This is a genomic window from Cupriavidus sp. 01T418, from assembly GCF_056398885.1.
In genome coordinates, this window is sequence record NZ_JBFTQG010000026.1 from 40,620 (window position 1) to 61,938 (window position 21,319).

General features: G+C 67.0%; 20 protein-coding genes. 9 read left to right on the plus strand and 11 right to left on the minus strand.

Features of this window, described 5'->3' with window-relative positions:
• The first annotated feature begins 1 nt into the window (after position 1).
• The 3 genes from phnL to AC1DQ3_RS22830 all read left to right on the plus strand — a co-directional run bounded on the left by phnL (position 2) and on the right by AC1DQ3_RS22830 (position 2,626).
• Positions 2 to 754: a phosphonate C-P lyase system protein PhnL gene (gene phnL / locus AC1DQ3_RS22820; protein WP_477122423.1), complete on the plus strand. Its 753-nt coding sequence runs from the start codon at positions 2 to 4 to the stop codon at positions 752 to 754.
• 61 nt (positions 755 to 815) lie between these two features.
• Positions 816 to 2,048, plus strand: coding sequence for an alpha-D-ribose 1-methylphosphonate 5-triphosphate diphosphatase (locus AC1DQ3_RS22825; protein WP_477122424.1), 1,233 nt, complete (start codon positions 816 to 818; stop codon positions 2,046 to 2,048).
• A complete protein-coding gene (locus AC1DQ3_RS22830) occupies positions 2,045 to 2,626 on the plus strand; it encodes an MOSC domain-containing protein (RefSeq protein WP_477122425.1) in 582 nt (193 codons plus the stop codon). Before AC1DQ3_RS22825 ends, AC1DQ3_RS22830 begins: the two co-directional genes overlap by 4 nt.
• A 3-nt stretch (positions 2,627 to 2,629) precedes the next feature.
• Here the strand turns inward: AC1DQ3_RS22830 and AC1DQ3_RS22835 are convergent, their stop codons facing one another.
• A complete protein-coding gene (locus AC1DQ3_RS22835) occupies positions 2,630 to 2,902 on the minus strand; it encodes a hypothetical protein (protein ID WP_477122426.1) in 273 nt (90 codons plus the stop codon).
• 518 nt (positions 2,903 to 3,420) lie between these two features.
• On the opposite strand from AC1DQ3_RS22835, the gene AC1DQ3_RS22840 reads away from it, so the two are divergent.
• The gene (locus AC1DQ3_RS22840) at positions 3,421 to 4,587 is read left to right on the plus strand and encodes an AGE family epimerase/isomerase (RefSeq protein WP_477122427.1); all 1,167 of its coding nucleotides are present in this window, start codon (positions 3,421 to 3,423) and stop codon (positions 4,585 to 4,587) included.
• On the opposite strand, the gene AC1DQ3_RS22845 is transcribed toward AC1DQ3_RS22840, so the two are convergent.
• Complete coding sequence (locus AC1DQ3_RS22845) at positions 4,584 to 5,303, minus strand: Crp/Fnr family transcriptional regulator (protein WP_477122428.1); 720 nt, start codon at positions 5,301 to 5,303, stop codon at positions 4,584 to 4,586. The genes AC1DQ3_RS22840 and AC1DQ3_RS22845 overlap by 4 nt on opposite strands.
• Before the next feature lie 366 nt (positions 5,304 to 5,669).
• On the opposite strand from AC1DQ3_RS22845, the gene AC1DQ3_RS22850 reads away from it, so the two are divergent.
• Positions 5,670 to 6,362, plus strand: coding sequence for a copper resistance protein CopQ (locus AC1DQ3_RS22850; RefSeq protein WP_477122429.1), 693 nt, complete (start codon positions 5,670 to 5,672; stop codon positions 6,360 to 6,362).
• A 27-nt stretch (positions 6,363 to 6,389) separates the two neighbouring features.
• Here the strand turns inward: AC1DQ3_RS22850 and AC1DQ3_RS22855 are convergent, their stop codons facing one another.
• Positions 6,390 to 7,250 carry a LysR family transcriptional regulator gene (locus tag AC1DQ3_RS22855; RefSeq protein ID WP_477122430.1) on the minus strand — a complete coding sequence of 287 codons (861 nt, stop codon included), beginning with the start codon at positions 7,248 to 7,250 and terminating at the stop codon, positions 6,390 to 6,392.
• Between the two features lie 174 nt (positions 7,251 to 7,424).
• Here AC1DQ3_RS22855 and mdtD point away from each other — a divergent pair, with 174 nt between their 5' ends.
• A complete protein-coding gene (gene mdtD / locus AC1DQ3_RS22860; RefSeq protein WP_477122431.1) occupies positions 7,425 to 8,819 on the plus strand; it encodes a multidrug transporter subunit MdtD in 1,395 nt (464 codons plus the stop codon).
• A 32-nt stretch (positions 8,820 to 8,851) separates the two neighbouring features.
• Here mdtD and AC1DQ3_RS22865 read toward each other — a convergent pair whose 3' ends face one another.
• The 4 genes from AC1DQ3_RS22865 to AC1DQ3_RS22880 all read right to left on the minus strand — a co-directional run bounded on the left by AC1DQ3_RS22865 (position 8,852) and on the right by AC1DQ3_RS22880 (position 12,578).
• Entirely contained in the window at positions 8,852 to 9,247 is a 396-nt protein-coding gene (locus tag AC1DQ3_RS22865; RefSeq protein WP_477122471.1) for a hypothetical protein, read from the minus strand.
• A gap of 94 nt (positions 9,248 to 9,341) precedes the next feature.
• On the minus strand, positions 9,342 to 10,028 hold the full coding sequence (locus AC1DQ3_RS22870; RefSeq protein ID WP_477122432.1) for an alpha/beta hydrolase: 687 nt from the start codon (positions 10,026 to 10,028) through the stop codon (positions 9,342 to 9,344).
• 293 nt (positions 10,029 to 10,321) lie between these two features.
• Positions 10,322 to 10,609, minus strand: coding sequence for a hypothetical protein (locus AC1DQ3_RS22875; RefSeq protein ID WP_477122433.1), 288 nt, complete (start codon positions 10,607 to 10,609; stop codon positions 10,322 to 10,324).
• A gap of 205 nt (positions 10,610 to 10,814) precedes the next feature.
• A complete protein-coding gene (locus tag AC1DQ3_RS22880; RefSeq protein ID WP_477122434.1) occupies positions 10,815 to 12,578 on the minus strand; it encodes an FAD-dependent oxidoreductase in 1,764 nt (587 codons plus the stop codon).
• Between the two features lie 512 nt (positions 12,579 to 13,090).
• Between AC1DQ3_RS22880 and AC1DQ3_RS22885 the strand changes: the two genes are divergently transcribed.
• From AC1DQ3_RS22885 to AC1DQ3_RS22895, 3 genes are all read left to right on the plus strand, one after another.
• Entirely contained in the window at positions 13,091 to 13,465 is a 375-nt protein-coding gene (locus AC1DQ3_RS22885) for a hypothetical protein (RefSeq protein ID WP_477122435.1), read from the plus strand.
• A gap of 659 nt (positions 13,466 to 14,124) precedes the next feature.
• Positions 14,125 to 16,260 (plus strand): putative bifunctional diguanylate cyclase/phosphodiesterase, encoded by a 2,136-nt coding sequence (locus AC1DQ3_RS22890; protein ID WP_477122436.1) that lies wholly within the window; start codon positions 14,125 to 14,127, stop codon positions 16,258 to 16,260.
• A gap of 79 nt (positions 16,261 to 16,339) precedes the next feature.
• Positions 16,340 to 17,356 (plus strand): hypothetical protein, encoded by a 1,017-nt coding sequence (locus AC1DQ3_RS22895; RefSeq protein WP_477122437.1) that lies wholly within the window; start codon positions 16,340 to 16,342, stop codon positions 17,354 to 17,356.
• A gap of 104 nt (positions 17,357 to 17,460) precedes the next feature.
• On the opposite strand, the gene AC1DQ3_RS22900 is transcribed toward AC1DQ3_RS22895, so the two are convergent.
• The 4 genes from AC1DQ3_RS22900 to AC1DQ3_RS22915 form a co-directional block, all read right to left on the minus strand.
• On the minus strand, positions 17,461 to 18,222 hold the full coding sequence (locus AC1DQ3_RS22900; RefSeq protein WP_477122438.1) for an alpha/beta fold hydrolase: 762 nt from the start codon (positions 18,220 to 18,222) through the stop codon (positions 17,461 to 17,463).
• Positions 18,223 to 18,234: 12 nt separating this feature from the next.
• Positions 18,235 to 19,266 (minus strand): M14 family zinc carboxypeptidase, encoded by a 1,032-nt coding sequence (locus AC1DQ3_RS22905; protein ID WP_477122439.1) that lies wholly within the window; start codon positions 19,264 to 19,266, stop codon positions 18,235 to 18,237.
• A gap of 265 nt (positions 19,267 to 19,531) precedes the next feature.
• On the minus strand, positions 19,532 to 20,221 hold the full coding sequence (locus AC1DQ3_RS22910; protein ID WP_477122440.1) for an HAD family hydrolase: 690 nt from the start codon (positions 20,219 to 20,221) through the stop codon (positions 19,532 to 19,534).
• A 107-nt stretch (positions 20,222 to 20,328) separates the two neighbouring features.
• A complete protein-coding gene (locus tag AC1DQ3_RS22915) occupies positions 20,329 to 21,198 on the minus strand; it encodes a LysR substrate-binding domain-containing protein (protein WP_477122441.1) in 870 nt (289 codons plus the stop codon).
• Positions 21,199 to 21,319 lie beyond the last annotated feature (121 nt).

The following is a 21,319-nucleotide window of genomic DNA, read 5'->3' on the forward strand; positions in this document are numbered from 1 at the left end:
CATGACGCAAGACATGACGCATGACGCCAGCCGCATCCACGTGCGCGGCCTCGGCAAGACCTTCGTACTGCATAACCAGGGCGGGACGCGCCTGCCGGTCTTGCAGGCCATCGATTTCGACGCCGCCGCCGGCGAATGCGTGGTGCTGGCCGGCAGCTCCGGCGCGGGCAAGAGCACGCTGCTGCGTTGCCTTTACGGCAACTACCTGGCCACCGAGGGCAGCATCCGCATTCGCGCCGGCGACGACTGGGTGGAACTCACCCGCGCGCCCGAGCAGCGCATCCTGCAACTGCGGCGCGAGGTGATCGGCTATGTCAGCCAGTTCCTGCACGTGATCCCGCGCGTGAGCACGCTCGACGTGGTGGCCGAGCCGCTGCAGCAGCGCGGCGCCAGCGTCGACGAAGCGCGCGAGCGCGCCGCGGCGCTGCTGGCGCGGCTGCAGGTGCCCGGCCGGCTGTGGAGCCTGCCGCCGGCGACCTTCTCGGGCGGCGAGCAGCAGCGCGTGAATATCGCGCGCGGACTGATCGGCGGCCATCCGGTGCTGTTGCTCGATGAGCCGACCGCGTCGCTCGATGCCGACAACCGCGCGGTGGTGGTGGCGCTGATTCACGAGGCGCTGGCCGAGGGTCGCTGCCTGGTCGGCATCTTCCATGACGAAGCGGTGCGCGAGGCCGTGGCCACCAGGCTGCTGCCCTTGCATCCGCCCGCTATGGAGACCGCGCCCGCCGGCAGGCTTGCCGCGGTGGCCGGCTGAGTACAATTCCTATTGCCGGATTTTTGCCGCTAACCGTTCCTAACCGTTTCCGGAACCGACCATGCTTCCTGCTTACCTGACCCATGCGCGGATCGTCCTGCCCGACGGCGTGCTCGCCGACAGTGCCCTGCTGATCGAGAACGGCCAGATCACTGCGATCGAGCCGGATGCCGCCGCCGTGCCGCGCGCCGCGCAGGTGATCGACCTGCACGGACAGACCTTGCTGCCCGGCCTGATCGACCTGCATTGCGATGCCATCGAGAAAGAAGCCGAGCCGCGCTCGCGCGTGATGTTCCCGCTCGACTTCGCCGTGGCGCAGGTCGATCGCCGCAACGCCGCCGCCGGCATCACCACGCCTTATCACGCGGTGTCGTTCGCCGGTGACACGTTCGGCGTGCGCAACTACGAAACCGCCGGCGAACTGGTGCGCGCCGTCACTGCCTTGCGCGATCACAGCCTGGTGGACAACCGCGTCCATTGCCGCTACGAGGTGACCGATGCCAGCGCGCTGCCGGTCCTTGCGCAGCTGATGGAAGCCGGCGTGGTGGATCTTGTCTCAGTGATGGATCACTCGCCCGGCCAGGGCCAGTTCAAGACGCTGGAAGCGTACCTGGCCTACATGGTGGGCAATCATGCCATGAGCCATGAAGAAGCCCGCGCGGCGGCCGACAAGAAACTGGTGGAGAAGCAGGGCGCGCTGGATCGCGTGGAGTACCTGCTGGCGTTGGCTGCCCGGGTGGGCATTCCTGCCGCCAGCCATGACGACGATTCGGTCGAGCGCATCGCCACCATGCAGGCGCTGGGCGTGTGCATGAGCGAATTCCCGATCAACCTGGAGACCGCGCGGGCGGCCAAGGCGAAGGGCTTGCCGACCATACTCGGCGCGCCCAATGTGCTGCGCGGCCAGAGCCAGAGCGGTTCGATGCGCGCCATCGACGGCATCCGCGCCGGCGTGGTGGATTGCCTTTGCTCGGACTACCAGCCGTCCACGCTGATTGCCGCGGCCTTTGCCGCGGAGCGCCAGGCTGCGTTGAGTCTGCCGCAGGCGGCCGCGCTGGTCAGCGCCAACCCGGCCGCAGCCTGCGGGCTGTCCGACCGGGGCCGCATTGCGGCGGGGCTGCGCGCCGACCTGGTGGCAGTCGCGATGGTGGCAGGGCAGCCGCTGGTGACGCATACATGGTCGTCGGGCCGCCTGGTGTTTGCCGCGCGATATCCCATGGGCGCGGTGGACGCGAACCGCGCGAGCGTGATCCGGATGCCCGCTTCCGGGCAGGAAGGCCGGGCAGTCGCATGACCATGCACAGTGACGACAAGGGGGCCGTGCCCCCGCCATCCGCGCGAGTGGTCGCGGTCAGCCTTAGCGCGACGCATACCTTCAGCAAGGCGAACACGACAGTCATCCGCCTGCTGGCGGGGCTGGGCGTGGAGGGCGACGCGCATCTCGGCGAAACCGTCAAGCATCGCTCCCGCGTCGTTGTGGACCCGAGCCAGCCGAACTTGCGGCAGGTTCACCTGCTTTCAGTCGAACTACAGGACATGTTGCAGGCCGCGGGCCATGCGGTGGCGCCTGGCGCGCTGGGCGAGAACATCACCACGCAGGGCATCGACCTGCTCGCGCTGCCCGCGGGCACGCACCTGCAACTGGGCGAAACGGCGTGGGTCGAAGTCACCGGGCTGCGCAATCCCTGCGCGCAGATCGAGCACTTCCAGCCGGGCTTGCTGGCGCAAGTCCTTGGCCGCGATCAGGAAGGCAGGCTGGTACGCAAGGCCGGCATCATGGGCATTGTGCTGGCCGGCGGCGAGGTGAGGGCAGGCGACGGGATCCGCATCACGCTGCCACCGCCGCCGCACCGGCAGCTGGAGCGCGTCTGAGCGCTAACGATGGGAAGCGCGGGCGTTGACGCGGGGAGAGGCGTGCCAGTCGCCCGGTATGTCGGGGAAGATCTCGCACTCGCCGCGCACGATCAGTTCCACGGTTGCGCAGACGCCCTTGACACCGCGCGGGCCGACGCATACCAGGCTGTGCGGGTGTTCCGAATGATTGGGAATGGCATACACGCGCATTCCCTCCTGATACAGGGGATGGGCGGGCAGCCTGGCGTTCAGCAACTCGACAAAACGCAAGGGGCTTACAACTGGTTTTTCCATCGTGCTCTCCCTAGGAGCATGGACGTGGACTCCGGCAGGCTCCGGATGACCAGAAAATACTGGCGGACAGAAGGCGGGATCCCTCCGGGCGTTAGCTCTGCGCAAAACAGGGATGTGGTCCAGGCGCCGCGGCAGGCGCGCAATGCGGCGCGAAAGCCGCTCGCGCGGTTCTCGAAACAGGGGGCCACAAGGTAAGGTTAGGCGATCCGCTGGCCGGTTCAAGTTTGTCCTTGGCGTGAAACGACCGATGGGACGAGGGCGGTACTCCAGGGGCGGCAGGTGGCCGGAATACGGGCCGTGCTGCCGATGCCGGCCTATGTGCATGCTTCGGTGCATATGGGCTCAACCCCGGGCGCGGACCAGTCGGGCAGCCCGGTTGCCGCGCTGAGGTATATTGCACGGATGCCAGAATCCGGGACGCCAGCGGCGGCCGTCCCCCGCGCCCCCGGGCTGCTGGCCATGAATACTTAGCCGGGCCTGCGTGTGAAGGCGCGCCCCTTACCGAATCTGCTTCCCGCATGAACGTTACGCCAACCCTTGCCGCGGCCGCCAGCGCCGCTACAGCCGCCACAGCCTCCGTGGCCGCGTCCGCTGCCACGCTGCGCGCGCACTACGATGCCGCCATCCTGCCGCTTTGGCTCGGCCCGGGCTGGAATGCCGCCATGCAGTTGCCCTACGAGGCGCTGTCGGCCACCGCTCACCAGCCGCTGCCGGTGACGCGCTATCGCACCATGGCATGCGCGCGCCAGCTCTATGTGTTTTCCCAGGGCGATGGCGCCAGCGAGGCCGCCCACGCCGCGCGGCTGTTCGCGTCGCTGCACGGCCGCTTCGCCGATGGCGGGAACGGCGGCTTCGTCTACAGCATCGACGCGCAGGGCAGGCCGCTCGATACCAGCAAGGACCTGTACACCCACGCCTTCGTCGTCTTCGCCTGCGCGGCGTATTGCAAGCGGACGGGCAGCGCCGAGGCGCGTGCCCTGCTGGATGACACGGCGCGGCTGATCGAGCAGCGTTTCCGCATGGCGGACGGCCTCTACCACGCCGCGCTAGCGCAAGACTTCAGCCCTGCCGGCGGCACGCCCCTGCAAAACCCGATCATGCACCTGACCGAGGCCTACCTGGCGGCGCATGAGGTCACCGGCGAGCCGGTCTACGCGGATCGCCTGGCGGGCATCGCCGCTGCCGTGCTGGCCGGCTTTGTCGATTCGGCGAGCGGGTGCATCGCCGAGCTGCCGCTGGATACCGATAGCGCCGGCAACCGGATCGAACCCGGCCACCAGTTCGAGTGGTTTTCGCTGCTCGCTTCGGCACCTGCCCTGTTCGATGGCTCGCCGCTCAGCCAGGCGCTGGCGCGCGCCTTCGACTTTGCCCTGCGACACGGTGTCGATACCGGCACCATGGGCGTGGCCGCGGCGCTGAACCTGGATGGCTCGGCGCGCGACCCGATCCAGCGGATCTGGGCGCAGACCGAATTCGCGCGGGCGCTGGCGGTGCGTGGCGATGGCGTTGCGCTGGCGCACCTGCAGGCCTGGCTACGGGCCTTCCCGGCACGGTTTCTCCATGCGGGCGGCTGGTACGAATGCCTGGCGCCTGACGGCAAGGTCGAGCGGGCCGAAATGCCTTCGACCACGCCTTACCACCTTGCCACGGCCTACCAGGCGCTGGCGCAGGGCCCGGCTGCCTAGCCGGCAACAGGGCTCAGCAAACGGTCGAACTCGCTGCGCACGATGCGGTAGGACTCGCCGGAAAAGCCTTCCAGCCCGGCCCGGTCGATGACGGTGATATGCCCGCGGCTGTGGCTGATCATGCGCAGTTGCTCAAGCTTGCCCACCGCTTCGGTAACGCCTTCGCGGCGCACGCCCAGCATGTCGGCAATGGTCTGCTGGGTGACATCCAGCTCGTTGCAGGGAGAGCGGTCCAGTGCCAGCAGCAGCCAGCGGCACAACTGGGTGGTCAACGAGTGATGGCGGATGCAGACCGCCGTCTGCGAAACCTGCGTGAGAAGCGCCTGCATATAGAGCAAGGCCATGCGCTGCAGTGTGGGCAACTCGGCGTAGATGGCGCGCAGATCGCTGGCGGCCACGCGCAAGCCGCTTCCGCTTCTGCGTACCTCGATGCGATTGGGCATGGTTTCGCCCCCGGTCAGCGCGGGCAGGCCCACCATCCCCTCGCGGCCCACGGAGGCGAGTTCGACGGTGGCGCCGCTTTCCTGCAGCGACATCATCGAGATCACCGCGGTGCTGGGAAAATAGAGATGGCGGATGCGCTGCCCGGAATCGCTCAGCAATTGGCCCGTACGCAGTTTGACGCTATCCAGGCGCGGCGAGAGCAAGCGGCGCTCGCGCGGTGGCAAGGCACCCAGCAAATGATTGCCGGATAAATCCAGTTCGATGTCGGTCATTTTGTTTCTCCCCATGTCCAAAAGTCCCCCCCGCTGCGTCAGTTGCTTCCGTTCTTCTCTGTTCGGTTTGCCACGCAGCCGGACCTGACCTGTTACCGTATTTAGCGGCATGCGTGCGTTTACCGACAGTGGCCGGAGGTTGGATATCGCTCGGGTATTGGAGGGAGAGGCTTTTGGCTGGGCTCATCCTTTTGACGGGCAGAGGGATTAGGCATGGATTAGGCATCCGGATGCGGTCCGGCGCACAGGGCGGAGCACGGCGCAGGCGGCGTGCGCGCGTGCGGGCCACCGCACGCGCAAGGAGGCGGCGGGTGTCAGCAAGGAATCTGAAAAAAAGCTGTAAGTTCTCGCGGRTGCTGGCGACGAATGGGCACATTCACCCAGTTGGAGATCGCCATGTACCCGAACCGCATCAAGTCGCTGTTTGCCGCCGCCGCCATTGGCGCAGCCGTGTTTGCCCTGGGCAACGCCCAAGCCGCCAGCCCGGCTGCCAATAGCGCCGGCAGTGCGCCTTATGCCCAGTCGATGCACAGTGGCGCGCGCGATGTATTCAGCGACGGCGCGCGCACGGCACCCGTGGACGCCTTCACCGATGGCGCGCGTGATGCGAAGTTCGATAGCTTCACCGGCGCTGCCCGCACCCGCAAGATCGACCCCTTCACCGACGGCGCGCGCATCGCCGGCCTCGACCGTACTGGTCCGTCCGCCGATCCTGCCCGCAGCATCGACCCGTACGCCGACGGCGCGCGCATTGCCGGCATGGACCGTACTGGCGTCTCGTCCGATCCGGCACGCAGCATCGACCCGTACACCGACGGCGCGCGCATCGCCGGCAGGGACCGTACTGGCGTCTCGTCCGATCCGGCGCGCAGCATCGACCCGTACACCGACGGCGCGCGCATCGCCGGCAGGGACCGCACTGGCGTCTCGTCCGATCCGGCACGCAGCATCGACCCGTTCAGTGACGGCGCGCAGAAGCTGGCTGGCATGGATACGCGCGGCGTATCGGCGCCCCCGGCCCGCGCTTTCGATCCGTACCAGGACGGCGCCAAGGCCTGAAGCCGGCAGGGACGGCGCAGGTGCGGGCTACTCGTCCAGCCAGGACCCGCGCAGATCGCTTTTTTGCAGTAGTTGCAGCAGCGTCTCGGCGGGCCGGCTCAGGCGGCCCGCGCGCAGCGAGATGAATTCCACCTCCGGCAGCGCCGGCAGGCTGTCGCTATTGGCCAGCGGCGACAGGCCGCGCCCGGATAAGTATTGCGCCCTGACGGTAATGCCCAGCCCGCCGCGCGCGGCGGCGATGCAGCCCGAGTGACTGCTGCTGGTGCAGACGATCTGCCAGCGCATCCCGGCCTTGGCCAGCGTATCGAGCACGATGGCACGCGTGACGCTGGGCTCGGTGACCAGGATCAGCGGCAGGGGTTGCCTGAGGTCCGCCACCGTGCCGGGCCGTGCCAGCCACTCCAGTTTGCCCCGGAACAGCGGGGTACCGCGCCGATCGCCTTCGCGGCGCTTGCCGATCATCAGGTCCAGCGCGCCGGCATCCATCAGCTCGTAGAGCTTGCCGGTCATGCCGATGGTGATTTCCAGCTCCACATCCGGATGCGAGTTGCGAAACGCGGCCAGCACATTGGGCAGGGGCCCCAGGGCCAGGTCGTCCGACGTGCCCAGCCGCACGCGACCCTGCAGCCGGGGCGCATTGAACTGGGACTCCGCGCGCGCGATGGTCTCCAGGATCAGCCGCGCGTGCGCCAGCAGCGCCTCGCCGTCGGCGGTCATGGTCAAGGTGTGCGTATCGCGCACAAACAGCCGCCGGCCCACGTGCTGTTCCAGGCGCCGGATATGGTCGCTGACGCTCGACTGGGAAAGGCCGAGCTGGCGCCCTGCGTCGGTGAAGCTGTGGGCGGCGGCAACGGTGGCGAAGGTCTGGATCCAGACGGGATTGAGCATGCTGCATTGTCATCGGTATTTCCGATCACAGTCAATATATCCAGTGGGGTTCACGATTGGCGCCCCAATCATTAACATCGATAGCATTCATGCCCTTGGTTCTTCCCGGATCTGCCTCCTGTGATCCCGGCCAATGGCCGCGCCGGTGCCCCACCGGTTCTTGCCGAGATGTACATGATAAACAGCCAATCCTCGCAAAAGGCCATGCTGTGGATCGTCGCAGCGGGCTTTTTCATGCAAACGCTCGACACCACCATCGTCAACACCGCCTTGCCCGCGATGGCACGCAGCCTCCACGAAACGCCTCTCGACATGAAGCCGGTGGTCGTGGCCTACACGCTGACCATGGCCATGCTGACGCCGGCCTCGGGCTGGCTGGCGGATCGCTTCGGTACGCGCCGGGTTTATTTCGCGGCGATTCTGATCTTTGTGCTGGGCTCATTGTTCTGTGCCGGCGCGCAGAGCCTCGACCAACTTGTGATCGCCCGCGTGATCCAGGGCATCGGCGGCTCGATGCTGTTGCCGATCGGCCGGCTGGCGGTGCTGCGCAGCGTCTCCGGCGAGCAGTACATGGCGGCGCTGGCTTTTGTCTCGGTGGCGGGGCAGGCCGGGCCCATCTTCGGGCCGGTGCTGGGCGGCTGGATCGTGCAGTCGGTGGCGTGGCACTGGATCTTCCTGATCAATGTGCCGGTGGGCGCGATCGGGATGCTGGCCGTCTTGCGCTACCTGCCCGATGACACCATCGGCCGCGCGCCGCCGTTCGACTTTCTCGGATGCGGTTTGCTTTCGCTATGCATGGTGGCGTTTTCGCTGGCGCTCGACACGCCGCACGGAGCCAGCCACGCGGCGTGGAGCGGGAGCCTGTTTGCCCTGAGCCTGCTGTCCGCGCTGCTTTATATTCCGCATGCGCGGCGGCGGCAGGATCCGCTGTTCCGGCTGGCATTGTTCCGCGAGCCCAACTTCAGCGTCGGGCTGGCCGGCAACCTGGTGTGCCGCATCGGCTCGGGTGCGGTGCCGTTCCTGATGCCCTTGTTGCTGCAGTTGCAGATGGGCTATTCGCCGTTGCATTCCGGGCTGATGCTGCTGCCGGCCGCGCTGGCCGGCGTGGTCGCCAAGCGCTGGATCGTGCCGTTGATCAAGCGCTTTGGCTATGACACGTTCCTGCTGGTCAACACCTTGCTGGTGGGCGCATCGATTGCATCGTTCGCCGCCATTTCGCCGGGCTGGCCGACGGGCCTGGCCATTGCGCAGCTCGCGCTGTTCGGCGCGACCAATTCCATGCAGTTTGCCGTCATGAACGGCGTGACGCTGAAAGGTTTGAGCGTAGAGGACGCGGGCAGCGGCAACAGCCTGTTCTCGATGGTGCAGATGCTGGCGATCGGCCTTGGCGTCACCATCGGTGGCGGACTGGTGAGCCTGTTCAGCGTCCAGCCTGGCGATGCCGGCACGGCTTACCGGCTGGCGTTCCTGACCGTCGGCATCATTACGCTTCTGTCGGCGCTGGTGTTCAGCCGGCTCGACGGCGAGCACCTGGAAAAGGGCCGCGCACCAAGCGTGGTCAGTCGTTGAGCCGCGTCAGCGAACGCGCCGCCTGGGGCGCCTCACTCGGTCACGCCATTCTCGCGCAGCAGCCGTTCGCACTCGTCGAGCAGGTCGTGCGCGAAGGCGGACTGGTAGTTGGGATCGAGCGCTTCCATCATCTCGTGGGCGGTGTACAGCCCGGCTTCGCGCGACAGGGTCGCGGCAAGCTGCCTGGCGAACTGATCGCTCAGTTGCGAGAGCACGCGCCGCTCGGCGAGCGCCAGTTGCAGCTTTGAGCGCGACAGCCACAGTCCCGCCAGCGTCGAGCCCTGGGCATCGGTCATCCACTGGCGGTGCTCGTAGTACGCCGACAAACGCTCGGCGGCAAGGGCGAACAGCAGCGCCTTGCGGGTATCGAAGTCCAGCTTGAGCGGTGCGGGGGCAGGGGCGGAAGCGTCGGAAGGCGAGGATTTCATATTGGGTGCGGATAATGCGGCGGGCGCGAGCCTGGCGTGCCGGGGCTCGCCGCCCGCCTGGACGGACATGCAGTGCCTTTCAGGCTTCGGGATATTACGTCTGTTCGTCCGCCGCGAACCGCGCGGTCAGCCATGCGCCAATGTCCTTGATCTCGTCCAGGCAGACCGAGTGCGGCATGCGATAGGTGTGCCATTCCACCTTGCAGCCCGATTGTTGCAGGGTGTCGCGCGCGAGCATGCCCAGTTGCACGGGCACGACATCGTCCTCCGTGCCGTGCCCGGCGAAGACCGGGGTGGCACGGTTGGCCTCGCTGAACTCGGCGGCAAGCAGCGCGGGCGAGGGAATATAGGTGGAAAGGGCGATGATGCCGCCCAGGCCCTCGGGATGCGTCAGGCCTGTGGTGTAGGCCACTGCGCCGCCTTGCGAGAAGCCGGCCAGCACGATGCGATGGCTGGGCACGCCGCGCTGGTTCTCGCGCGCGATGAGCGCGCGAATGGCCTCGCGGGAGACCCGGATGCCCGCCTCGTCCACGTGGCGGCGCGCGTCGTCCAAGGAGTGGATGTCATACCACGCCGGCATGACGTAGCCCCCGTTGCAGGTGACCGGGATGGCCGGCGCGTTGGGGAACACGAAGCGCACGCCCGGCACGGGCGCCAGGCCCAGCTCGGGCACCACGGGGACGAAATCGCTGCCGTCGGCGCCGAGCCCATGCATCCAGATGACGGACCATGCCGGCGATGGCGCGGTTTCGATTTCAATGGCTGGCAGCAGTTCGCTCATGGCAATTTCCGGTTGGCGCCTCTGGCCGCGCGGGCGAAGACGCCGCGCTGGTGCGCGGCGGGGCGAGGCCTTGGGTCTGTGTCGCTGGCGCGGGGTGCCGCGCAAAGGCGGCCAGTATCGCACAGCGTTCGCGCGGCGCACGGAAATGCGCCACGGGCCATGGGAAATGCCGCGCGCAATCACGACGCGCGACGATGCCGCACGTGACCGCCATGGCACCGGCCGCATCCTCGCACAGGCGAGGGACGCGCCAGCGCCTTGCCGGCGCGGGTTGCGCCGGCAACGGCGAAACGTCAGGCTGCTGAAGGTACGGCGGGGACCGTGATGAGTCCGTGCGCGGAGCGGGGCGCTTGCACGGGCTCGGCGGCGGCAGGCGCGCGCCGCTTGTCCACCACGCTCTCGACGCCGGAGGCGCTCACGTCCTCCAGGAATGCGACGAGGTCGCGGTAGTAGTCGACCTGCATCTGTGCTTCCAGCAGGCGGCGCTCGGCCTGGAATAACGTGAGCCGCATTTGCTGCAATTCCCTTGCTGCAATTTTCTCCGGGGTGGGCGGACTAAACCTGTCTGCAAGCGAACGCATGGCAACCTCCCTATCAACGGCTTCGAATTGAAGCACCTGCCATGCAACCAATATAGTAAATAAATGCGCGTTTCAGGCTCTGTCGCGCGCCGTCCACACGGCCGATTGCCGGCGCACCTGGGCTAGGGTAAATTCGTTGTCCTGTCGTTCCAGGGTGCGCGGCATTCAGGGAATGCGCGTTTTAATTGCCGGACAATGCCGCGCCTTACATGGCGAGCATGCCCGGCTCCGGCTGCTTCAGTTTCGCCAGGTAACCGTGGATTTGGGCGACCACCGCGGCGCCTTCGCCCACGGCCGCCGCCACGCGCTTGGTGGAGCCCGAGCGCACGTCGCCTATTGCGTAGACACCGGGTACGCTGGTCTCGAGCGCGGTGGCGGGCGCTTCGCCTTCGTGCGGCGCATCCGTGCCGGTCAGCACGAACCCCTTGGCATCCACGCGGACATTGCAGGTGCGCAGCCACGCCGTGTTGGGATCGGCCCCGATGAACAGGAACAGATGCCGGATCGCCATCTCGGTCAGGCGGTCGCTATCGCGCGTGCGATAGCCGATGGTTGTCAGGCGTTCTTCCCCACCCAGCGCCACGACTTCAGCGCCGGTATGCAGTTCGATGTTGGGCTGGGCCGCGATGCGCTCGATCAGGTAGCGCGACATGCTGGCCTCCAGGCTCGCGGCACGGATAAGCACGTGCACGCGCTTTGCGTGTGCGGCGAGGAAGACCGCGGCCTGCCCGGCGGAGTTGCCACCGCCGACCAGCATAACCTCGTCCCCGCTGCATAACCGGGCTTCCACCGGGGACGCCCAATAGTAGACGCCGCGTCCCTCATAGCGATCGAGCGATGCGATGGCAGGCTGGCGGTACGATGCACCGCTGGCAATGACAACGGTGCGGGTCGGGATCTTGCGCCCGTCGGACAATTCAATGCGCTGCGGGTCCTCGCCGCAATGCAGCGCAGCCACCTTGAGCGGAATCGCGAGGTGAGCGCCGAACTTCTGCGCCTGCACAAAGGCGCGGCCGGCCAGTGCCTGTCCGGAGATGCCGGTGGGAAAGCCCAGATAGTTCTCGATGCGGGAACTGGCGCCGGCCTGTCCACCCGGCGAGGACTCGTCGAACACCGCCACGGAGAGCCCCTCGGACGCGGCATAGACCGCCGTTGCCAATCCGGCGGGGCCGGCACCCACCACGATCACGTCATAGACATGGTTCGGATCAAACTCGGGCAACAGGCCCAGGCAGGTGGCAAGCTGGCCGGGGTCGGGGGCGCGCAGCACCGAGCCGCCCGGGCAGATGACCAGCGGAAAATCGCTCGACGCGGCCGCGCTGAATTCGAGCAGCGCGCAGGCGTCGGGATCGGTGTCGGCGTCGACCACGGTGTAGGGATAACCGTTGCGCCGCAGGAATGCCTGCAGCAGCAACAGGTGCGCATCGCTGCCGCGGCCCAGCAGGGTCAGGCCTTTGCCTCGCTCGATCAGGCCGACGCGGCGCAGGATCAATGCGCGCATGATCCGCTCGCCCAGTTCGGCTTCTGCGACTAACAGCGCGCGCAGCCGCTCGGGCGGAATCTCGATGGCCTCGGTGTTTTCCAGGGCGAAGGCGTCGACCAGCGCGGGCTTGCCAGATAGCGATGCTACCTCCGCGAGGAAATGGCCAGGCCCGTGCTCGTTCAGCACCGTGGAGCGGTCCAGCGCATCGCGCTGGGAAATCTGCACCTGCCCGCGCAGCACCACCACCATGCCGTGCGCGCGACTGCCGATGCGGAACAAGTATTCGTTGGCGCGCCATTGCCGTACGGTGCCGAAATGATGGAGTCGCGCGATCTCGCTGGCGGTAAGAACGGGATACATCTGGTGCCGGCGAGACTCCATCGGGGAGAACGCCACCACTGCCTCTTGCTCAACTGGCACTCCCGTAGGGGCCACGGCTGCCGAATCGGCGTGTTCGGAACTCGCGATGACATTGCCTGCGCTCATGAGTACAGCCTCCCGGTGGCACCGCGCGGGCGGTGCAGATCGATTCGCGTGCTGGCGGCGCTGTGCCGACTATTGCACACATCGACAAGCGGGTGCCAGTGGTGGCGCGCTTGCACATGCCAAAAGCCTAGTACACACAGAGGGCAGGCGCAGATGGCTTGACCAAAAGACCTTCCATCAAGGTATTTTTTGTCTGCTTGCAGCTTGTAGTTAGTGACTCGTATACCCCATCCAAATATTCCTAAGCGCAATCTGGTAAAAACCCTTGACTATCTACCTACAGGTAGATAAGATGTGTTCCATGGATGCCGCAGCATGGAAACGCCAGGCAGACAAGGCCCAGCCAGCCGGTTTCCGACGCAGCAAATCAGTAACAACGACGAAAGTCATTTTTTTTGCCTCACTGATCTACCTAGTGGTAGGTAAAACGAAGAAAAAGTGGCGATCCCGCTAAATCCCGGTCCCCGCGGCCAAAGCAGACCCCCGGACCCATGCTTCGATTGGAGAACATCATGAACACCAAGCGTTTTGCCAGGTCCCTGCTCACCGCCGCCACCCTCGCCGCCGCGTTTGCAGCCGGTCACGCCCAAGCCGCAACTGTCCCCGCCGACAAGTACGGTTATGAATTCCGCACCCGCGACGTATATAGCGATGGCGCCCGCACCGGCAAATTCGACACCTTCACCGATGGCGCCCGCACCGGCAAGTTCGACACCTTCACCGACGGCGCCCGCACAGGCAAGTTCGACGTATTCAGCGAAGGGGGCCTGACCGCCGGCCTGGACCGCGCCGGCGTGTCCTCCGCACCGAGCCGCAGCTTCGACCCGTACACCGAAGGTATGCGCAACGGCCAGCGCGACGTGTACACCGACGGCGCGAATGCCTGAGCAAACAACCGGTACGCCGTGAGGTCAGCATGGCCGCGGCGGACAGCAATCCATGCATCATCCCGCGTGTTCGCCATGGCGACGCACGGATTTCAGGAGCACATCATGAGCCGTTGGAAGAGTTTCCGGATATTGGCAGGCTGGGCACTGGTTTGCGTTGCCAGTGGCTCCATGGCTACCGTGGTGGCGCAGACGCTTACGGCCTGAAGGTCTTCGCGAGCAGCCTCATCAGTTGTCCTTGTCCTATCGCAGCGCCGACGCGCTGGCCAGGATCGGCGTGCCCTTTGCGGCACGCCGAAATTGCTTTTGCGCCTCGCGAATCCAGCCCGCTGCCAGCCGCCCCTTAGCCTGCGAGGGTTTTCCTCGATGCGCCAGGCTGGGAACGGGTACGCTATTTCGAGGGCTTGCTGCGCGACGAGGAGGCGGTGTGGATTCCGCGCCGCCGACCACCGCGATCCTGGCCGCGCCATCGATGAGCGGCGCGCCTTGCCGGGTCAAGGGTAAATTTCGGGCACGGATTGCCGTTATACCTATCGACGTCCCGGCACGCAGGCCGAGCCGGTTTCGTCGATCCCAGCGCGCGCAAGCGGCTCTCCTCACGGACGCAGACGCTGCGCGCGGCGGTATCGACCTTCCACCTGCATCCACCTGCCCCCTACATGCCTCGCATCCAAGGCCCTCCCGCCGAGACCGACCTTTTTCGCACGCTTGTCCTCGGCGTGACCGATTACGCGATCTACGCGCTGGATCTGTCGGGGAGCGTGAGCAGCTGGAATGCCGGCGCGCAGCGCGCCAAGGGATACACGCAGCAAGAAATCCTGGGCGCGCATTTCTCCTGCTTCTACACCCCGGAGGACCGTGCCGCAGGGCTGCCCGAGCAGGCGCTGCTGCTGGCGCGCGAGGCGGGCCGCTTCGTGGCCGAGGGCTGCTGGCGCGTGCGCAAGGATGGCAGCCGCTTCTGGGCCCACGTGCTGATCACGCCGATCCTGGATCGCACCGGCAAGCAGCTGGGCTATGCCAAGGTCACGCGCGACATGACGCAACAACGGGCCGATGCCGAGCGCCTTGCCGAGGTGACGCGCAAGCTCGACCTGGCATTGGAGAATATGTCGCAGGGGCTGTGCCTGTTCGACCGGGAGGGCACGATCATGCTGACCAACCGGCGCATGGACGATATTTTCCACGGCGCAGCCAGTTCGCTTGCGCCCGGCGCGGATTTCCTCGCCCTGTGCCGCACCATGGCCGGCGCGCACGGGAGCGAAGTCGCGGCGCCGGGCACGCTGGCGGGCAGCTCCGGTGGCGAGCAGTACGCGCTGGCGCTCCACGAGCGGCACCGCGAGATCCTGCGCCGGCACAGGCAATGGCGCAGTGTGGAGGTAGTGCCCGACGGACGCGCCATTGCGTTGTCGCACAGCGCCATGGCCGATGGCTCCTGGGTGTCCACCTGCGAGGATGTCACCGAGCAGCGCCGCATCGGAGCCAAGATCCAGTACATGGCGTGCCACGACGGGCTGACCGGCCTGCCCAACCGCAGCTATTTCAACGACTACCTGGATGAGGAACTGCTGCGTGCGCAAAAGCAGGGCTGCCAGGTGGCCACACTGGGCATCGACCTGGATTGCTTCAAGGAAATCAACGACCTGCACGGGCGTGCGGCGGGCGACACCGTGCTCAGGGCGGTGTCCAAGCGCATTGGCGGCCAGCTTGAGCCGGGTGAATTCATTGCGCGCATCGGCGGCGATGAATTTATCGCGGTCAAGCGTTTCGAACGGCGGGCCGAGCTGAGCGACTTTACCGCCCGCCTGGTTACCTGCCTGAGCGAGCCCGTGCGGCTCGACGGATTCGATCTGACCACGGGCGCCAGCATCGGCATCGCGATCTTTCCCGGCGACGGCGCCCATCGCGACCAGCTGGTCAGCAATACCGACCAGGCCATGTATCGCGCCAAGGCCAGCCTGTCGGAATCGATCTGCTTCTACGAGAGCCGGATGGACGAGGCGGAACGCGAGCGGCGCGCGCTTGCCGGCGAGCTGTGGACCGCCATTGCCGCGCACCAGTTCGTGCTGGACTACCAGGTGCAGAGCGCCATCGCCAGCGGCGAGGTGATTGGCTGCGAGGTGCTGCTGCGCTGGCAGCATCCCGAGCGGGGGCTGATCCCGCCCGACGACTTCATTCCCTTGGCGGAAGAGTGCGGCGCCATCCTGCCGATCGGCGAGTGGGTGCTGCGTACGGCGTGCCGGGAGGCCGCGCAGTGGACCTACCCAAAGACGATCTCCGTCAACCTCTCGGCGGTACAGATTACCCACGGCGACCTGGTCACGCTGGTGGCGCAGGTGCTGGAGGAAACCAGGCTGGCCGCGAGCAGGCTCGAACTCGAGATCACCGAATCGACCATCATCGGCGACAAGGAGCGGACGCTGGATATCCTGCGCCGCATCAAGGCGCTCGGCGTCGCCATCGCCGTCGACGATTTCGGCACGGGCCAGTCCTCGCTGGATACCTTGCGCTCCTTTCCTTTCGACAAGATCAGGCTGGGCCGCGCCTTGATCGCGGAGATCTCCGATAGCCAGCAAGCCAAGGCCATCATCCGCGCGATTCTTGCCCTGGGGCAGAGCCTGGCGATCCCGGTGCTGGCCAAAGGCGTGGAGACCGACGAGCAGCTCAGCCTGCTGCTGGCCGAGGGTTGCGACGAGGCGCAGGGATTCCTGCTCGGGCGCCCGCAACCGCTCGAATATTTCCGTCGCGTTCATGCGCTGATCGGGCCTGGCCGGGCGGAGCTGGTGCCGCTTTCCTAATAGTATTAATACGATAAGAGTGAACCTTCGACGTAGTTTCAGGCACTCAGGAGGATGATTCTCCAACGGAGCCTACCTCATGTTTTCGATCTCCCATCAGTTGAACGCCCTCGCGGCGGACTCGCCCCCTGCTGAAGCGGCGCAGGCTTCGAGCACCACGTGCACAGGGACTCCCCCCCAGGTCGATGCGGTGACCCGCAACGCGGCAGCCGCGACACTGCGGAGCATGGGCTTTCTSGATGACTTGATGCGGGACATCGCGCTGTGGCTGATCCCCACGCACCCCGACTGGCCGCCGGGCGTSCAGATTCAGCTGCATGTCGACGGCAGCCCCCCCGGGGCGTCCGCGCTCCAGTACGGTACGCCCGCCCGGCCTGGCCCGTCCGGCCCGGTGCACATAGTGCGCTGTGCCGATGGACAGTACGCGGCTCTCGCTACTAGCGCTCCACACGTGCAACGGRTCTATTGCGGCRMGCGGCCGAACAGCCTGTTCGATGCCGTGCGCCTGGGCCTCAGCATGCTTGACCCGAATGCGTACCACAATTTCACGCGGGCGTGCCGGCGCGACACACCGATGCCTGGCGAARAKGCAGCGCTGCTGCGCCATTGCCTGGCCGACCAGCTTGAGCGYTCCTGCGATCTCGGCGAATCCGTCCTGCGAGCGCTTGACGCGTACGGACAACAACAGGCGGCGCTTCAGCGCGCCCAGCCGGAGCAGCCCGGTCATCTTAGCGTAGCCGCCACCGCAGAGCGGTCCGGCCTCAGCCCGAGCGGGCTGACCCTTTCGGGCGGCTCGGTAAGCCGAGTGCGCAGCGAGCCGGTCTTCAGGGTGTTCTCCGCGGAACTGGCCGCCATTCGCAACGCCGTGCCGCGCCGGGACGGGGAAGCCGATATGCACTACGCCCGCCGACTGTACGAGCAGAGGCCCGGCCTCGACCTGGACGATCTGTCCCTGCTTTCGGGTGCCAGGGGAGCCCATCTGCGCCGCGATCCGGCCTTCAAGGCGCTCTCCGCGGAACTGGCCGCCATTCGCCACGCCGTGCCGCGCCGGCACGGGGAACCCGGTGTGCCCTACGCCCGCCGCCCGCGCGAGTAGCGATCCACGAACCCGGGCCTACATCGACCGTCGCACGAAGGAAGGTATGTCGAACAAGGAAATCCATCGTCGCCTCAAGCGCTATATCGCTAGCTAGTTGCTCGCTAAGGCGCGCCGCCGCTCGCCAGCCACCACGCCACCGTCGCACCCAGCCACGCCGGATCGTCGTGCGGCAAATCGTGCCCCGCCCAGGGATGGCGGCGGTGCGGCACGCGCCAGGCCGCGGCAAGGCGGGCCGAGCAGGCCGGGTCGACCAGGCGATCCGCCACCGACGACAGCACCAGCGTCGGACAGGCCGGTGGCGTGGGCGCCGCGCGATAGCGCGCCGCGGCCCACAGCTGGCGCAGCGCATTGGCGCGGCTCACCGGTGCGCTGGTGCGAATCGCGCACCACGCCGCCACGTCGGCGGCGAGCGCCGTGCGGGTGTTGCAGGTCAGCCGGTGGATGGTGCGCTCGCAGTAATCGGCGTGATGCCAGGCCAGCGCCATGCCAAGCATGGCCGGCCAATTGCGTGGCGGGAGGCGTTCCGTGACCGCGCTAAACGGCCGCATGCTGGTATTGATCAACACCAGTGCCCCGATTTCCCCCGGATGGCGCTGCGCCCATTCGGCCGCCACCATGGCGCCCAGCGACATCGCCAGCAGCCGGTAAGGTTTGGCCAGCGCCCGCTGGCGGGCACGTTCACGCATGAACGCCACCATGGCAGCCACGTTGGCTGGCGCGCGCCCGGCCGCCTCCGTGCCGTTGCCAGGCAAGTCCAGCATGGCAACCGGCCCGATGCCGGCGGCGGTTTGCAGGACGCCGGGCAGGGCGCCCCAATGGCGTGTCTCGCGCGTCAGGCCGCGCAACAGGATCCAGTCGCTCATCCGGTCATCCGCTCATCTGCCCTGGCCGCCTTGCCACTGCGCGCTGGCGATTTCGAGCAACTGCTGCCGGCGTTGCCCGCGCGGCAGCCAGCGCTCCGGTGCGTAGGCCACGCGCGCCAGGAAATCGAGCAGGTTGGCATGGCGGCGCAGCACGCGCGCAGTGCGATGCGCCTTGACCGGGTTGAAGAAGCCCTGGCGCGAGAACAACTGGCGGGGATTCTTCTTGATCCACAGCCAGGAACCCAGCTCCAGCGTCATCGGCAGGAAGATATTGCCCGGGGGCGTGTGGTCATAGGCCCAGTCCCACAGGTCGCCGTGCACCAGGTATTGGCGGCTTTGCGGCTCGAAGGCATAGCCGTGGTGCGGATGCGCCTGCTCGAACATGGTCTTCAGGGCGAACATCTCGGGCAGATGCGCCATCGGCGCAGCGGTGCGCGCGTAGGGAAACCAGATGCTGTCGCCCCAGCCGTAGCCCGAGTGGCAATCCAGCGCAAAGCTCAAGGGACGGCCCTGCAATTGCTGCGCCACCACTTGCAGCATGGCCGTGCTCTCCACCTCCATGGGCGCGCCGCGCCTGCCGCGATACCACGGCAGCCACGCCCCCACGCGCTGGCCGCCGGCAAGCAGCGGCACCCGGCCGACCGCGTCCTGCGGCGCGTTGCGCATCAGGTCCACGCCGTTGGGATTGGCCCGCGTGGAGGCCCACATGCCGCCCGGATTGACAATGGGCATGAACAGCAGCCGCACCGATTGCAACTGGCGTTCCAGCAGCTCGTCCCACTCCAGGCGCCACAGCAGCATGCGCATATAGTCGAGCAGCAGCTGCGTGCCGATGCGCTCAAGCCCATGGATGCCGGCAAAGAAGCCGATGGCGGGGGCGTGCGGATCGTTCGAGCCGATGCTGGCGGTGTAGAGCGGGAAACGCTGGCCGCGCGCTTGTACCTCACCGACGCGGCAGGCCTCCAGGCGGCTGGCGCCAGCCTCCAGGATGACTTCCAGCTGATGCAATTCAGCGAAACCGCCGGCGGTGGTTGACTGCGCCATGCGCGGCGGCGTCAGTGGGCCCGGCGCGCCGCGCCGGGGCGGCTGGCGGTGGAGGTGACGCGGGACGGGCAATCGGACATGGGCGAGGGCGAGGGCGGTTTCCTGGGATCGGCGCCGGCCAGCTTAACTGAACGCGGTCGGCAGGGGCGGTACGATCGTCATGACGCTAGAGCCAATATAGGCGCTGGCGCGGGTCCGGTTATAAAAAAACCGCGCCCGCCATCATCCCCCAATCATGTGAAAGTCCCGTGACGCGTGCTGCGCTTCAGGCGCCAGTCAGCGCCGGCGCGAACAGGGCCAGCAGCGGCCAGCCACGCGTGGCCGCCAGCGCGCGCAGCGCGGCATCCGGATTGGTGGCCACCGGATGGCTGACCGCTTCGAGCAGCGGGATATCGTTGCGCGAGTCGCTATAGAAGACGGTGCGCTCGAACTGGTTCCAGGTCATGCCGAGCGAGTCCAGCCACTGCGCCACGCGCTCGATCTTGCCCGCGCCGAAGCTCGGCACGCCTTCCACGGCGCCGGTGAAATCGCCCTGCGCGTCGTGTTCGGCCTGCACCGCGATCAGGTGGGCCACGCCCAGCGCTTGCGCAATCGGCTCGGTGACGAAGCGGCAGGTGGCGGTGACGATGCAGCACAGGTCGCCGGCCTGCTCGTGGGATGCCAGCAAGGCGCGCGCTTCGGGCAGGATGGCCGGTTCGATCACGTCGCGCATGAAGCCGCTGCGCCAGGCCTCCAGGCGTGCGCGCGGATGGCGCGCCAGCAGGCCCAGGGCGAAGCTGGCATGGCGATGGAAATCGAGATGCCCGGCGCTGTACTCGGCCAGCCACAGCGCATTGTTGGACTCGACTTCGCGCGCATCGGCGGCCCCCACGTCCACCAGGTAGCGTGCCCATTCATATTCGCTATCCAGCGGTAGCAAGGTGTGGTCGAGGTCAAACAAGGCAAGGCAGGACATGCGCCGTCTCCGGTCGGAAAAGCGGCAAGCATGCGTACCGGCAGTGACCTGCGGATGAAGCGCGGCGCAAGAATGCCAATACCGATATCGGAAAATTTCGTGCGCGGCTACGCCGCCGCGCGCGGCGCCAGGCAGCCCAGGAAGGCGCCGATCAGGCGCGTGTGCGTGCGGCCTTGCAGGCAGTAGAGATATTCGTGCAGCACGGGTGGGTCGCTGGCGAACGGCACCACGCACAGCGCCGGGTCGCGCGGGACCTCGCCGAGCGGCACTACGCTGGCGCCGAGCCCCTGCCGGATCGCTTCGCAGATGGCTTCGCGGCTGCCGATCACGGTACTGGCGGGCAGCGGCAGGCCGGCGTTGCCCAGCGCGGTCTCGGTGGCCTTGCGCGTCATCGAGCCATGCTCGCGCACCAGCAGGTGGCAAGCTGCAAGCTGCGCCAGGCTGACGCTGGACGCGCGTGCCAGCGGATGGGCCAGGTTGACCACCAGCACCATCGGGTCGGTGGCAAGGGTGATGCGGGCCAGGCGATCGTCGTCGACGGCGTGCGACGAAACCGCGACGTCGATGCGGTACTCGAACAGCGCATCCAGCATCTGCTGCGAGTTGCCGATCTCGATGCTGATCTCGATGGCAGGGTGGCGCGCGCGGAAGCCGGCCACGCTGCGCAGGATGTAATAGGGCCCGGTGGCGCCGATGCGAAGATGGCCCAGGTGCAGGCTGCCGGCATTGCGCAGCAGGAAATCCGCGCTGCCTTCATGCTGCATCAGTTGCTCCACCACCGGCATCAAGGCCACGCCGACGTCGCTCAGGTCGACCCGGCCGGCGCGCCGGTAGAACAGCTCCACGCCGTAGCTTTCTTCAAGCTGGCGGATGCGGCCGGTCACCGTGGGCTGGCTCACGCGCAACTGCTTGGCCGCGGTGGTGATGCTGCCCTGCCGTGCCACTTCATAGAACGTCGTCAGCAGGTCGCCGAGCATGGGGGTCCGTGGAAATAAGGCAAGCGCGCCAGTCTAGCGAGGAAATATGACAGTTCATATGACAGTTCATATGACAGTGCCTCATCGCGCCGCCGTTGGCGCGGCGGCGCGATAAGGCAAG